The 14,481-nt window shown below is 41.7% G+C and carries 14 protein-coding genes and 1 tRNA gene; 13 read left to right on the forward strand and 2 right to left on the reverse strand.

From position 1 onward, the window contains the following. Positions 1–12 precede the first annotated feature (12 nt). From ABC357_RS24095 to trmL, 7 genes are all read left to right on the forward strand, one after another. Positions 13–2,259 (forward strand): sensor domain-containing diguanylate cyclase, encoded by a 2,247-nt coding sequence (locus ABC357_RS24095; RefSeq protein ID WP_412890018.1) that lies wholly within the window; start codon positions 13–15, stop codon positions 2,257–2,259. A gap of 127 nt (positions 2,260–2,386) precedes the next feature. Beyond that, on the forward strand, positions 2,387–2,986 hold the full coding sequence (locus ABC357_RS24100) for a class I SAM-dependent methyltransferase (protein WP_412890019.1): 600 nt from the start codon (positions 2,387–2,389) through the stop codon (positions 2,984–2,986). Between the two features lie 182 nt (positions 2,987–3,168). Further along, positions 3,169–3,615: a hypothetical protein gene (locus ABC357_RS24105; protein ID WP_412890020.1), complete on the forward strand. Its 447-nt coding sequence runs from the start codon at positions 3,169–3,171 to the stop codon at positions 3,613–3,615. A gap of 250 nt (positions 3,616–3,865) precedes the next feature. Next, positions 3,866–3,939: transfer RNA gene (locus ABC357_RS24110), tRNA-Gly, on the forward strand. A gap of 159 nt (positions 3,940–4,098) precedes the next feature. Next, the gene (gene queG, locus ABC357_RS24115) at positions 4,099–5,229 is read left to right on the forward strand and encodes a tRNA epoxyqueuosine(34) reductase QueG (RefSeq protein WP_412890021.1); all 1,131 of its coding nucleotides are present in this window, start codon (positions 4,099–4,101) and stop codon (positions 5,227–5,229) included. 60 nt (positions 5,230–5,289) lie between these two features. Continuing rightward, positions 5,290–6,147, forward strand: a complete 858-nt coding sequence (locus ABC357_RS24120) for an amidase domain-containing protein (RefSeq protein WP_412890022.1) — start codon at positions 5,290–5,292, stop codon at positions 6,145–6,147. A 70-nt stretch (positions 6,148–6,217) separates the two neighbouring features. Next, entirely contained in the window at positions 6,218–6,691 is a 474-nt protein-coding gene (gene trmL / locus ABC357_RS24125) for a tRNA (uridine(34)/cytosine(34)/5-carboxymethylaminomethyluridine(34)-2'-O)-methyltransferase TrmL (RefSeq protein WP_412890023.1), read from the forward strand. Between the two features lie 84 nt (positions 6,692–6,775). Here trmL and ABC357_RS24130 read toward each other — a convergent pair whose 3' ends face one another. Further along, positions 6,776–7,045: a hypothetical protein gene (locus tag ABC357_RS24130; RefSeq protein WP_412890024.1), complete on the reverse strand. Its 270-nt coding sequence runs from the start codon at positions 7,043–7,045 to the stop codon at positions 6,776–6,778. Positions 7,046–7,292: 247 nt separating this feature from the next. Between ABC357_RS24130 and ABC357_RS24135 the strand changes: the two genes are divergently transcribed. The 3 genes from ABC357_RS24135 to ABC357_RS24145 all read left to right on the forward strand — a co-directional run bounded on the left by ABC357_RS24135 (position 7,293) and on the right by ABC357_RS24145 (position 10,200). Further along, positions 7,293–7,706, forward strand: a complete 414-nt coding sequence (locus ABC357_RS24135; protein WP_412890025.1) for a CBS domain-containing protein — start codon at positions 7,293–7,295, stop codon at positions 7,704–7,706. A gap of 344 nt (positions 7,707–8,050) precedes the next feature. Continuing rightward, on the forward strand, positions 8,051–9,946 hold the full coding sequence (locus ABC357_RS24140; RefSeq protein WP_412890026.1) for a PrkA family serine protein kinase: 1,896 nt from the start codon (positions 8,051–8,053) through the stop codon (positions 9,944–9,946). A gap of 74 nt (positions 9,947–10,020) precedes the next feature. Then, complete coding sequence (locus ABC357_RS24145) at positions 10,021–10,200, forward strand: hypothetical protein (RefSeq protein ID WP_412890119.1); 180 nt, start codon at positions 10,021–10,023, stop codon at positions 10,198–10,200. Positions 10,201–10,547: 347 nt separating this feature from the next. Here the strand turns inward: ABC357_RS24145 and anmK are convergent, their stop codons facing one another. Continuing rightward, on the reverse strand, positions 10,548–11,690 hold the full coding sequence (gene anmK / locus ABC357_RS24150) for an anhydro-N-acetylmuramic acid kinase AnmK (protein WP_412890027.1): 1,143 nt from the start codon (positions 11,688–11,690) through the stop codon (positions 10,548–10,550). 202 nt (positions 11,691–11,892) lie between these two features. Here anmK and murQ point away from each other — a divergent pair, with 202 nt between their 5' ends. Genes murQ through ABC357_RS24165 form a run of 3 tightly spaced genes read left to right on the forward strand, consistent with a single transcriptional unit; the run spans position 11,893 to position 14,467 of the window. Then, the gene (murQ, locus tag ABC357_RS24155; RefSeq protein WP_412890028.1) at positions 11,893–12,777 is read left to right on the forward strand and encodes an N-acetylmuramic acid 6-phosphate etherase; all 885 of its coding nucleotides are present in this window, start codon (positions 11,893–11,895) and stop codon (positions 12,775–12,777) included. A gap of 38 nt (positions 12,778–12,815) precedes the next feature. Further along, positions 12,816–13,124 (forward strand): PTS sugar transporter subunit IIB, encoded by a 309-nt coding sequence (locus ABC357_RS24160; protein WP_412890029.1) that lies wholly within the window; start codon positions 12,816–12,818, stop codon positions 13,122–13,124. Positions 13,125–13,159: 35 nt separating this feature from the next. Next, the gene (locus ABC357_RS24165) at positions 13,160–14,467 is read left to right on the forward strand and encodes a PTS sugar transporter subunit IIC (protein ID WP_412890030.1); all 1,308 of its coding nucleotides are present in this window, start codon (positions 13,160–13,162) and stop codon (positions 14,465–14,467) included. Positions 14,468–14,481: the final 14 nt, after the last annotated feature.

A 14,481-nucleotide genomic window follows, 5' to 3' on the forward strand; every position in this document is an offset into this window, starting at 1 on the left:
GCGGTTTGATGTATGCCACGAAAAAAGAATAATGGAATCCATGCAGACGAGTTATTGGACGCAATGCCTGGGGGTATCGCCCGCTGCCTTGTCGAGGATACTGGATATAAGTTTGATTTTGTAAATGAAGGTTTTCTGACGTTATTGGGATGCTCTTCCGAAGACCTTATACATATATACCACGATGAGTTCCTTCAAATTGTACATGGGATGGATCTTCAGAGTGTTGAAGAGACTTTAATGGGAATGGATAAAGAAGGAATGAATACAGAATTGGAATTCCGCCTGGCGAGAAACGATCATCAATTGGTGTGGGTCCATGCTATGTGCAATTACATAATGGATCCTAAAGGCAATCCATGGATGAATGTGACAATGACAGATGTTACATCTTTGAAAGTGGACCTAACTGAACTGCGCCTGAAGCAGGCTGGCTTTACAAAGGTCTCAGAGCATTTGGAGGAAGTCTTTTTCGAATGGGATTTAGAGCTGGATTCTGCCTTATTTACTTCGAATTTTAAAGAAAAATTCGGCTATGAACCGATTATGAAGGATTTCAGTACGACTGTTCCACAATCTTTGCATGTGCACCCTGAAGATATTTCGCTCTTTAATCAAGCGTTGAATGATATCCGCACCGGGGTTCCCGAAGTGCAAATTGAATTGAGAATTAAACAATTGCCAGATAAATATATTTGGTGCAAGATCAGAATGTCCAGCCAAAGCGGCAAAGAAGGCCACTTAATTAGGGCGTACGGTTCGATTGCAGACATAGATGAACAAAAAAAGATGGTAGAAAATCTATTGTTTAAGGCATCGCGGGATTCTTTGACAGGCATATATAATAAGGCAACTACGCAAAAATTCATTGAAGAGTGCATTACGGGCGAGGAGAGTCATTTAAACCATGCACTTTTCATAATTGATATCGATGATTTTAAGCATATCAATGACCATTTAGGGCACTTGTTTGGAGATGCCGTTTTGAAGGAAACAGCGTCCAATATACAACATAACTTTCGGGACTATGATATCGTCGGCCGAATCGGCGGGGATGAATTCTTGGTCTTTCTTAAAAACATCCCATCAAAGGAAATAGTAATGGAAAAAGCCCAGGCTTTAATGGATGTATTTCGGCGTTCGTTCACGGGCCGCCATAAAGAATATAAAATATCAGGAAGCGTTGGAGTGGCGATCTATCCACGGGACGGGAAATGCTTCAATGATTTATTTGAACACGCCGACAATGCATTGTACGCAGCAAAGAAACAGGGAAAAGACGGATATTGTATATATAGCGAACAATTGAAAATGGCCCAGTATAAAAGTGTTCTTGATCAGATGGAATCAGAAGAGCAACCTCAATTGCCCTTCACCGAAAATTTGAAAGAATACATTTTCAATATCCTTTACGAAACAAAAGACATGAACATCGCTGTCCCGCTTATTTTGGAGATAGTCGGCAAGTATTATGGAGTCAGCAGGGTATACATATTCGAAAACTCAGATGATGATCTGTTTGCCAGTAATACGTTTGAATGGTGCAATGAAGGTGTGGCGCCGAAAATAACGAATCTCCAAAACATTCCCTATTCTGATTTTGACAACGGGGAAGAATCTTATCGATCATTATTCAATGAACAAGGTATTTTTTATTGTGATGATATAAGTTTGCTGCCTGATAAGGTGAAAGAATTTTTGGAATCTCAAAAAGTTTGCTCTGTGCTGCAATGTTCCATGGTAAGTGATGGAGTCTTTAAAGGATTTGTCGGTTTTGATGAATGCAGCGGCCTTCGGTTATGGACGTCTGAGGAAATCGATATGCTGACAGTTATTTCCCATATACTGACTACCTTTTTATTGAAAAAACGTTCCGAGAAAGAGCTGAATGATGCATTTCGTTTTCAAAAAGCCGTTTTGGACCATATTAATACTGCTGTATACGCCATCAATCCTGAAACATATGAAGTATTTTATTTCAATGAAAAAACTACAGACATTAGCCCTGATTTAAAGGAAAAGGATATATGCTATCAAGTTTTTTGGGGGCGTGACACACCATGCCGCCAATGTCCCATGCATGATCTGAATAAAGAGAAGTTAAGTTCGAGCTTAGTTGTTTACAATGAGCAAAGTGACGTCAGCAGCAATATTACAGCGGCCTATATCAATTGGGTAAATGGAGAAACCTGTTGTTTGCTGAGCCGGTTCGATTTTCATAAATTCAAGGAGAGATACGAATTATTGGTTAAGAAATGACCTATCGAAGTTTGGAAGAGATACATCCTGGATGTATCTCTTTTTATAATACCCTGAGCGGTATATTTAAGGTGTGATAGGTAAATGTGCTATAGTGAAGGAACAATAGAGCAAAGGGAGTAATAGAATGTCTAAAGAACATTGGGATAAAAGTTTTTCAGATAAAGAATTTGTCTATGGAAAAAGGGAAAATCAATTTTTGCATGATATGCATGCTGTCATTCCGGCGGATTCGAAAGTGGGCTGCTTCGCTGAAGGAGAAGGAAGAAACGCGGTTTATTTGGCGAAGCTCGGCCATGATGTTACAGCATTTGACCAGTCAGGTGTAGGCTTGGAAAAAACTAAGCGGTTAGCTGCTGAGAATGGGGTCGAGGTTGAAACAATCGAATTGGATCTTACAGAAGAGAAGGTAGGGGTAGACCTCTTTGATGCAGCAGTCATGGTCTTCGGCCATGTTCCAAAGCAAGGGCAGCCTTTTTTGTTCGACAGTATGATAGGCTCTGTCAAAAAGGGCGGCTATATTCTATTTGAGGTGTATTCGGAAGAACAGCTAGCCTATGGGACTGGCGGTCCGGGCTCCAAGGAAATGCTTTACGATCCAATTGATATCCTGAATTGGATTAAGCCATACAAATGCTTGCATTTCTGTTATGGAGAGGTTGAGCGGAATGAAGGAAAGCGCCATTCCGGCAAAGGGCATGTCGTTCAATGTGTGATTCAAAAATAATAGGTTGTAAATCTGCATGGCAACCATGCAGATTTTTTTATCTGTAAGAAACTGGGTTTTTGTTTTGGATTTTCTATATACTGAATATAATCACTGATGGATGCCTGCATTTGAGTTTATGGGCCCATGAGGCGCCAACATACTTTACCGCTTTGAATTTTTTTAAAATGAGAGCTGTAGCTATGGCCTTTTTTTTCATTGTTGTCATTTTTTGGGCATTCGCTTTCTTGGTTACTGTTATGGTGTATAGAAAATATTCACGATGGAAATGGTGTGTAGATCTGGGAATTACGATTATTGTCGTTTTCCCAATTCCATTGGCTTTGCTAATCGGCCAATGGATGGCTATTCGTATGCATGATGGCTTTGCGTTTATTACAGTCGGGGTATATACGTTCATTGGTGTAGTCTTGCTGGGAGCAATCGTTACTTTCATCGGATTGGCGGCACCTCTTCCACTCGAAGAAAGAAGAAGGATTAAATCGGTAGAAGAGGTTCAAGAAAGCGTTGATGCTGATTTGGGTGAATGGTGGAAAGAAGAATGGGACTGGTACTTCAAAAAAAATAGAGATGTTATCAGTTTTGATATTGTTCATAAAAACGTCTTTAAACAAAATTTGAAAATTTAGTATAATAAAAAGTGTAACTGGTGCATGGGGGAACTGTTCCGATTGCGGACTTTTTGTTCAGTGATCTTTCCAAACTATGTAAAAGGATAAAAAGGACATTTTTTCAAAAAGGCTCCTTTTTACTCCTGTTGACTATGAATAAAATATGAAAAAAGGATGAAAAAATCGTAAAATCCCCCTTGCTTTTTATAGTGCATGGAGATATAATAATTTTTGTTGATTACAAAGTTCGACAAAAACTGAATCTTTTGCGGGTGTAGTTTAGTGGTAAAACCTCAGCCTTCCAAGCTGATGATGAGGGTTCGATTCCCTTCACCCGCTCCATACATAGCTACTAACGCAGTGTTTCGTTACATAGGAGAACGAAGCATTGCGTTTTTTTATTATGTGTCGATAGCAGATGGATTTTGATTGGCTTAGCCCATTCATGGTATGCTGAGTAAATGTGATAAATGCCGGCACGAAGAAAGGGGAGGAACCAGCATGGATTATGGACAATTGAAAGAGGATTTAATTGCCTACAGCAAAGAAATAGGTATCGATAAAATTGGCTTCACTTCAGCTGATCCTTTCACTGAATTGAAGGACCGGCTGATCCGTCAGCAGGAATTGAATTATCAATCAGGGTTTGAGGAGCCAGATATTGATAAGCGAACCAACCCTGCTTTAATATTTGAGAAACCACGCAGTATTATTGCTATCGCTCTCGCTTATCCGTCTAAGATGAGTGAACATATCCAAGGCAAAAAGGGGGAGCGAAGAGGCATTTTTTGCCGGGCTTCATGGGGCGTTGATTATCATCTCCTGCTTCGCGAAAAACTGAAGATGCTTGAGGATTATTTGATTGAACATGTCCCAAATGCCCGCGCTAAATCGATGGTAGATACGGGTGAACTGTCAGATCGTGCTGTAGCGGAGAGGGCAGGCATTGGCTGGAGCGCGAAGAATTGTGCGATCATCACACCGGAATTCGGTTCATATGTCTATCTTGGTGAGATGATCACCAACTTACCGTTTGAACCGGATGAGCCATTGGAAGACCAATGCGGCAGCTGTACGAAATGCCTCGATATATGCCCGACTGGCGCTTTGGTCAAAGGCGGCCAAATTGATGCCAAACGATGCATTGCCTTTTTGACACAAACAAAGGAGCCTCTTCCTGAAGAGTTCCGCAAAAATATAGGAAATCGCGTGTACGGCTGTGACAGCTGCCAGACCATTTGTCCCAAAAATAAAGGAATCGATTTTCATCTCCATGAGCGGATGGAGCCAGAGCCTGAATTGGCGAAGCCTTTGCTTACGCCAATCCTGCATATGAGCAACCGGGAATTCAAGAATACATTCGGCCATGTAGCTGGATCGTGGCGGGGCAAGAAGCCGATCCAACGCAATGCAATCATTGCATTGGCCCATTTTAAAGAGGAATCAGCTCTACCTGATTTAATTCAGGTGCTTGAAAATGATGCACGCCCTGACATCCGTGCGGTAGCTGCATGGGCAATCGGAAAAATAGGCGGAACGGAAGCTGGACAGGCTTTAAGAAAAGCAGTGGAAAACGAAATGGACAATTATGCAATTGAAGAAATTACGAAAGCAATTGAGCAACAGTCATGACTGTTGCTTATTTTTTTTCCTGCTCTTACATATATGTGTAGTGAAGGGAGAGGGAAGTTGATGAAACAGGTCATTCGACATATGCTGAAAAAGAAATGTGAGGAGAAAATTTCACCCAAATCCCAATTGGAAGCGGATTTGAGGCGTCTTTCACTTGAAAAAAGGAAAGCTGGACTGCTTTCTGTTACATGCAAAGGAAAGCTGGATAGAATTGTAGCTGATGGTGAAACAGAAGCAGTTTTTTACAGAGCCCAATGGCAATATTTTATCAGGCAGGGGTCTTTTTATTATATTGAAGAAGAAGTGGAGAATTGCTGTGCCCGCTTTCTTAATGGAGAATGTACAGATGATCGTATACTGGATGAATGGGGAATTAAGACCAATGAAAATCTACCTGTCGTATGCTCAAACGAGGAACGGGTCAGTTTTTATTATGATCGGATGAAGGCGGTTCAATATGCAGAGGAATGGTGGGATACATTCAATCCAGAGTACCGGCATTTTGAGGATGATTGCACCAATTATATTTCGCAATGTTTGCGCGCTGGGGGAGCTCCAATGTGGGGGATGGATAATCGTTCCCTGGGCTGGTGGTATACAGATTCATCATGGAGTTACAGTTGGGCTGTTGCAAATGCTTTCCAAGTGTATTTGCAGCATTCGTCTACCGGGTTGAGGGCAAAGGAAGTGGAATCGCCCCAGGAGCTGATGCTAGGGGATGTGATCTGTTATGATTTTGAGGGGGACGGCAGGTTTAACCATAATACGATTGTGGTCGCCAAGGATGCTTACGGAATGCCGCTTGTCAATGCCCATACGACGAATAGCCGGATGCGTTATTGGTCATACGAGGATTCGACTGCTTACACTCCGGAGATTGTATATCGTTTTTATCATATTGTGGATGATGATGAATAGGTGATTGGCAGGAAAGCATGCTATAATAATAAGATATGAAATTTGAAGAATTTTTAGAGGTGAACAAAAGGTGGCTATACACGTAGTACTATACCAACCAGAGATTCCAGCCAATACGGGGAATATTGCCCGTACATGTGCGGGTACGGATACAATTCTTCATTTGATCCGTCCTCTCGGTTTTTCAACGGATGATAAAATGCTAAAACGCGCGGGGTTGGATTATTGGGAGCATGTGAAGATTTTTTATTATGACAGTATCGACGAGTTTTTTGAGAAAACCAAGGGCGGCCAGTATTTTTTCATTACGAAATTTGGCCAAAAAACATTTTCAACCTTTGATTTCACCAATGTGGACCAAGATTATTATTTTGTGTTCGGAAGGGAAACGAAGGGATTGCCAAAGGAAATTATCGAGAAGAACCTTGATACATGCCTGCGCATTCCAATGAACGATAACATCCGTTCATTAAATCTTTCAAATACGGCAGCCATTCTTATTTATGAAGCGCTGCGCCAGCAAAACTATATCCACTTGCATTGAAACCGGGCAAAAGCCCGGTTTTTTCTTTGTGCTCGGTGGCTCATATAAACGATATCCTGTTGAATTCTTTATGACCTTGGCATTTTAGTCCTTCATATTCAGATTGTTTTTACCCCTTTTCCTTCTGCTTTGTACAATCAGTAAAAGTGCCATGAAAAAAAGGAGTACGCCTACGATTTTTTGGATTTGGAGTATATTCCATATAGATAAAGGGAGAGCTTCCTTCAACTCCTGCATAGTTGTAACTGATTCGTGATAAAAGCCGAATAAAATAATGCTTTCCAAATAACTGAACATAATCAATAAAAAACCGGCAGATACCGTTATATAATACAAGATTAGTTTATTTGCCATCTTTTTTCTCCTCATTTATTATCATCTTGCTTCCTCTATCGTATGCTGATGAAAATCAATAATGAACGCCCTCCTGGCATCCCCCCTTTTTGAATTGAATATAATGGCAGACAACCTTCTAAGCCCAATAACTACAGTCAGAGAGGATACAGGAGCCTATTCCACATGCTGATTCCTTATTGCAGAGTGGTATAAATGCAGGCAAATAAGAAGAAAATAACCTTAAACGAATAGAAGGAGAACCATGATGAGTACAGTCAGAGATGCAATGAACTCGCCGCTCCATTCTTGCACGGTGCTTGATAATGTCTATGAAGCGGCATTAATGATGAAGGAAAATAATATTGGGGCCGTCCCTATTTTTGAAGAGAACAAGCTGATAGGCATTCTAACCGATCGGGATATTGCTTTGCGCGGTGTCGGCAGCAAGCATCCGGGATCTACGAAAATAACCGATCTGATGAGCGAACATGTCATTACTGTATCGCCAGAGCAGTCATTGACAGAAGCAGCGGCTATTATGGCTTCCCACCAAATCCGCAGGCTTCCTGTGATGGATGGGGATACGTGCATTGGAATGGTCTCGCTTGGCGACCTTTCTCGTTTCAAGGAAGGTTTGGATTGTGTTGGGAAAGCGTTGAAAAGCATAACGGAAAAGTAAAGAGAAGCACTTCAACATATGTTTGAAGTGCTTTTTGCTTTAATTGCTGTTCGGTTTGTCATTGTAGCCTGCCGTGAAGATGGCAGTCAGGAATGCTAGGCTGACTAAACAAATGATTACTAATCCCATGCTTATGGCCTCCTTATGTACCTGATTGATCCAAAAATATATACTTTCATTATACAGAATTGGATATATATAGAAAAGAGGAAAGGTGTCTTTTTTCTGAACGATGGTTTCGGAGGAGGAGATTCTTTCACTCAGAGAATAATCATCTTTGTAGGCAAGTGTGCATAAAGTATTAAGAAACATCCCTGATTACAAAATACAGAGGAGGTTCCTTTATGGATATTTTACGCAAGATTGAAAGACATAGAGAAGAAGAGCAAAAGCTGAAGTGGGAAGGCACCTTCGCGGAATACTTAGAGCTATTGAAAGAACGGCCATGGATTGCACAGTCCGCACATTCGCGTGTATACAATATGATCAAAGATGCCGGTATAGAAGAAGTGAATGGGCAAAGGTCTTATTCTTTCTTTAAAAGCCAGATGTTCGGCCTTGAGGAATCGCTGGAACGACTGGTTGAGGAGTATTTCCACCCTGCGGCGAAACGGTTGGATGTCCGTAAGCGTATTTTACTGCTGATGGGGCCTGTCAGCGGCGGCAAATCGACTCTGGTCAGTTTAATCAAGAGAGGTTTGGAACAGTATTCACATCAGGATCATGGTGCTATTTATGCCATTAAGTCTTGTCCGATGCACGAGGATCCATTGCACCTTATTCCACAGCATCTGCGAAATGACTTTTATGATGAATATGGGATCCGCATTGAAGGAAATCTATCACCTCTGAATGTCATGAAACTTGAGGAAGAATACGGTGGCCGGATTGAAGACGTAATGGTAGAGCGGATATTCCTTTCTGAGGATAAGCGGGTAGGGATCGGAACATTTTCGCCATCAGACCCAAAATCGCAGGATATTGCCGATTTAACCGGAAGCATCGATTTTTCAACCATAGCGGAATTCGGGTCAGAATCAGATCCGCGGGCATACCGTTTTGATGGTGAGTTGAATAAAGCGAACCGGGGCATTATGGAGTTTCAAGAAATGCTGAAATGTGATGAGAAATTCCTCTGGCATTTATTATCGCTGACACAGGAAGGAAACTTCAAGGCTGGCCGTTTTGCACTTATTTCAGCGGATGAATTGATTATTGCCCATACGAATGAAACAGAGTATCGTTCCTTTATTTCAAATAAAAAGAACGAAGCGCTCCATTCCCGTATTATTGTGATGCCGGTCCCTTATAATCTGCGGGTCAGTGAAGAGGAGAAGATTTATGAAAAAATGATACGCGAAAGTGATGTCAATGATGTGCATATCGCTCCGCATACATTGCGGGTAGCAGCGATGTTTACGATCCTAACGCGTTTGAAAGATCCCAAAAAGGGAGATATTGACCTGGTGAAGAAAATGCGGCTGTATGATGGCGAAAATGTGGAAGGGTATAACTTTGCTGATGTGGAGGAGATGAAGAAGGAGTATCAGGATGAAGGGATGAGTGGAATTGACCCGCGTTATGTGATCAATCGGATATCATCGACGATTATCCGCAAGGAAGTGGCTTCGATCAACGCTTTGGATGTGCTGCGCAGCTTGAAGGAAGGGCTGGATCAGCATCCATCCATCACATCCGAGCTTCGGGAAAAATATATGAATTATATTTCTCTGGCACGCAAGGAATTCGATAATATCGCCAAGAAGGAAGTCCAAAAAGCATTTGTTTATTCGTATGAAGAATCAGCGAAAACGTTGATGGACAATTATCTTGATAATGTGGAAGCCTATTGCAACAAATCAAAGCTGCGCGACCCTCTTACAGGGGAAGAAATTACTCCTGATGAAAAGTTGATGAGATCGATAGAAGAGCAAATTGGCATATCCGAAAATGCGAAGAAAGCATTCAGGGAAGAAATATTGATTCGTATCTCGGCATTCGCACGCAAAGGGAAGCGATTCGATTATAATTCCCATGACCGCTTACGGGAGGCCATCCAGAAAAAACTGTTTGCAGACCTGAAGGATGTCGTAAAAATCACAACTTCAACCAAAACACCGAATGAAGAACAATTGAAGAAAGTCAATGAAGTAGTGGCCAGACTGGTGAATGAGCATGGCTACAATACCTCATCAGCCAATGAACTATTGCGTTATGTAGGAAGCCTATTGAACCGATAAAGATTGAGACAGCAGTTTATAATTCTACTGGTGCGGGTACAATACATGTAAACAAAACCAGGGAGTGATGGATCGTGGAAGATATGAAGAAATCACTGGATAAAGGGTTTGTACCGGAAAACAGTTCAATGGCGTCCGACATGGAAGAAGTGCAGGAATTGGGGAAGCAAATGGACCGGATGGAAACGGGCCAGGAGCTGAAAAAAGAACATGATTTATATTCAGATCCAGTCCAAAGTATGAAAGCGGAGTAAATGGCAGGCATCCCAACCGGGGTGCTTTTTTATTGTTTAGGAAAGGATAAAGGTCGCGGCTAGCTACAAGCGCCATCCCCTCGAGGCCTTAAGCCAAGCCTCTGTCAAAGGCAAAGAGCAGCCTTTGTCAGAGCCCTGTCTTAAGCTTGTCGGGGATAAGCAGGCGCTTTCCGCTTTAGTTTCATCCAGCTACAAGCGCCATCCCCTCGAGGTCTTAAGCCAAGCCGCTGTCAAAGGCAAAGAGCAGCCTTTGTCAGAGCCCTGTCTTAAGCTTGTCGGGGATAAGCAGGCGCTTTCCGCTTTAGTTTGTATAAAAGATTTTTTTCTCTTTAGGAGTTTCAGTGACTCTAAATAGGAAATGTTAAGTTGCCCAGTATCACAGCTTTTTGTGCGCCGGTCGCTTTCGGTACATTGCTTGGTCTGTGATTGTATGTTTCATTTGCAAGTATTGCAAATGCCACAGCTTCTTTTGCTTCTGATGAAAATCCTATTTCTTCTTGTGTGCAAACCGAGATCGGTTCTGTGATCAGTGACTGTATCATCCTGATTAGAGTTTTATTGTAGCTTCCGCCGCCGCCAATAATCACTTCATCTATATGTACGGATGGAAAGATAAACTCTCGATAGTTTTCGACAATGGATTTTGCTGTAAACATAGTGATTGTTGCCATTATATCTAAAGGTGGAAGGTGGCAGAATTTGTTCAACAAATTCTCTGTGTATTCAATGCCAAATAGTTCACGTCCTGTCGTTTTGGGAGGGGGTGCAAAAATATAAGGTTGATTCAGGCAATAGGCAAGAAGTTCTTCGTTAACGGTGCCTTGTTGCGCTAATTCCCCATTTTGGTCGAAGGGGAGTTTAAATAATAGCCGGCATGCTTCATCAATTATCATATTGCCTGGCCCCGTGTCGAATGCCGTGATATCATCCAACGACCCGCCTCTTGGAAGAACTGTGACATTACCGATGCCTCCTATGTTTTGCAGAAGCCGCCCTTTTTGCTTATTTCGGTATAGCAGATATTCACTATAAGGAACTAATGGGGCACCCAAGCCGCCGGCTGCCATATCCATCGTGCGGAAGTTGGAGACTACGGGAGTTTGGCATTCGTATGCTATGACTGAAGGTTCCCCAATCTGCAGAGTGGAAGGGATCCAGTTCTTTTCTGCTATTGGCTGATGGTAAATGGTTTGTCCATGCGAACCTATTAAACTTAACTTTTTGAGAGGAAGACCAGCCTGCTGGCAGACCTTTTTAACAGCTTCTGCGAACAGCTTGCCCAATTTAAAATTTAAACTGCAAATCAGTTGGACATTCGAACTTGAAAGTGAAATGGATTGAAGGATTTCTTTTCTTATAGAATCCGGGATACTATGATTTAAAAAACTGACTACGTTTACTTTTGTCTGTTCTCCGGATCCATCTATCTCGACCAATGCAGCATCCACTCCATCTAGCGACGTTCCGGACATTAATCCAACAATAAACATGTCTACACACCTTTCTTCTTCAACTGGAACTTCCGCCCATTATAACATTTGAAGAATAAAATGTAAGCGATTTCTCGTTAAATTGATAAAAAATTTTAAAATTTTATAAAATTATTGAAATTAAATTTTATTGGTGTTATTGTTTGTTTAGTAAAAATATTCCACTTTTACTAGAATTCCCAACAGAAAAAGGTGATTTACAATGTTAGAGAATTTGACAACGGAGCAGCGCAACAACAAATCGATGCAGTTGGACAGCATGGATATTATAGACGTTTTAAAAACAATGAACGAAGAGGATATGTCAGTTGCTCAAAGTGTGCAAAATGAACTGCCGCAGATAGCTCAAGCTATTAAATTGGTTATTTCATCATTGAAAGCTGGAGGCAGGTTAATTTATTTTGGCGCAGGTACAAGCGGAAGAATAGGCTTGTTGGATGCCGTTGAATGCCCACCTACTTTTAATACGGATTCCACAACTGTACTTGGTTTGATTGCCGGCGGCCAGAATGCATTCATGAAAGCTGTGGAAGGCGCAGAAGACAGTACAGAGTTAGCTACTATAGATCTGAAGGATATCGTTTTGAATGATAAGGATGTAGTGATCGGTATTGCAGCCAGTGGCAGGACCCCTTATGTAATTGCAGGATTAGAATATGCCAATCAAATAGGCGCCCAAACAATATCAATCAGCTGTAATAAAGATTCTAAAATAGGAAAAGTGGCCAAGGTTGCAATTGAGGTGGCGACAGGAGCTGAGGTTCTGACTGGTTCCACACGCTTGAAAGCTGGTACAGCCCAAAAAATGGTCTGCAATATGATTTCTACTGTATCAATGATTGGACTCGGTAAAGTGTATGGGAATTTAATGGTTGATCTTCAATTGACGAATGAAAAATTAGTGGAAAGAGCAAAGAAGATTGTAATGGATGCCACAGGCTGTTCTTATGAAGTGGCGGAAGAGTATCTAGTAAAGTCCAATCAACAGCCAAAGACTGCCATCGTCATGATTTTGACAGATTTAACTTATGAAGAGGCCATGCAAAGGCTTAAGAAGTCAGACGGTTTTATAAAAGGTGCATTATAACATTTACATACAATTACTTATTTTAGGAGGAAAAAAGAATGAAAGTATTATTCGTTTGTTCAGGAGGCATGTCAAGCGCTATTATTGTAAACGCTTTAAAAAAGGAAGGGACTAAGCAAGGTGTCGAATTAGAAGTCTTGGCTGTAGGCGCCCAGGAGTTTGGCATGGAAGTAACCAACGGCTGGGATGTAGCCATGGTTGCTCCTCAGGTGAAGCATCGATTCGACCAATTTAAAGAGTCCGCAGATGAAGCAGGTGTCCCATGTGCAGTAATTCCGCCGCAAGCATACAGTCCTTTAGGAGGAGCCACATTATTGAAAATGGCAAAAGAGCTAGTGAAATCATGAAAACCATCCATTAAATAAGCAAAGGGGAAAAGAGGATGAATAAGTTTGTCGCTTTTTTAGAAAATAACCTTTCAACACCAATGGCCAAGCTTTCTGAACAGAAGCATTTGCGGGCAATCCGCGACGGTGTTGTTTCAGCTTTACCTTTTATCATTTTTGGAAGTATCTTTCTGATTATTGCTTTTCCGCCTGTCAAGGCTGATAGCGCCATCGGACTATGGTCAGCGAAACATGTCGCTGAAATACTGGTCCCTTATAGACTTACTATGTTTATCATGACTCTCTATATTACATTTGGAATCGGCTACAGCCTATCGCAAAGCTATAAATTAGATCCTCTATCAGGTGGATTGCTATCTGTTGCAGCCTTTTTGTTTACGATAGGTGTGCAAACGATGGAAAATGTCGGATTTGTATTGCCGATGACGAATTTAGGGGGCCATGGTTTATTTGTGGCTATGATTGTAACCATTTTTTCCGTAGAAATACTGAGGCTGTGTAAAGCCAAAAATATTACCATTAAAATGCCGGATTCAGTTCCGACCTCTGTAGCACGCTCTTTTGAAGCACTTATTCCTGTCTTTATTGTTTTAACGGTGATGACTTTTGTGACGGTTGTTTTTGGAGTGGATCTCCATTCGTTGGTCGATAAGGCAGTTGCACCTTTGGTGAAAGCTGGCGATACTTTGCCGGGCGTTCTAATACCGGTTTTCTTGATTACATTTTTCTGGTCATTCGGTATTCATGGCGTATCTGTTGTAGGGGCTGTTGCCCGTCCAGTATGGGAAGTGTACTTAGCCAATAACTCAGCCGCAGTTGCTGCGGGAAAAACAATCCCGCATATTGCCCCTGAAACATTCTATCAATGGTTTATATGGATTGGCGGTTCTGGTGCAACGCTTGGTCTGGTCATAGCCATGCTATTTGCTGCTAAATCAAGTTACAGCAAGACAATGGCGAAGGCAACGATTGTGCCGAGTATTTTCAATATCAATGAACCAGTCATTTTCGGTATGCCAATTGTCCTGAACCCAGTACTTATTATTCCATTTGTCATAACACCTTTAATTGGCACAACCGTCGCTTATATTGCCACATCGATCGGTTTAGTCAATCCGACATATGTGATGGTTCCGTGGACTTTGCCTGCTCCGATAGGCGCTTACCTTTCTACAGGGGGCGATTGGAGGGCCGTTATTCTGGTGCTTGTCAATATAGCAATATCTGTCCTTGTGTACCTGCCGTTTTTCAAAATGTATGACCATAAGCTTTTGAAAGAGGAAAGATTGAATGCTTCTGACGATGTATCTATGAGTACGAAAGATTCAAATGCTGCATTGTAAATGTATCAATAGGG

The sequence above is a fragment of the Bacillus kalamii genome, assembly GCF_047238185.1.
Taxonomy (GTDB): domain Bacteria; phylum Bacillota; class Bacilli; order Bacillales; family DSM-1321; genus Bacillus_AD.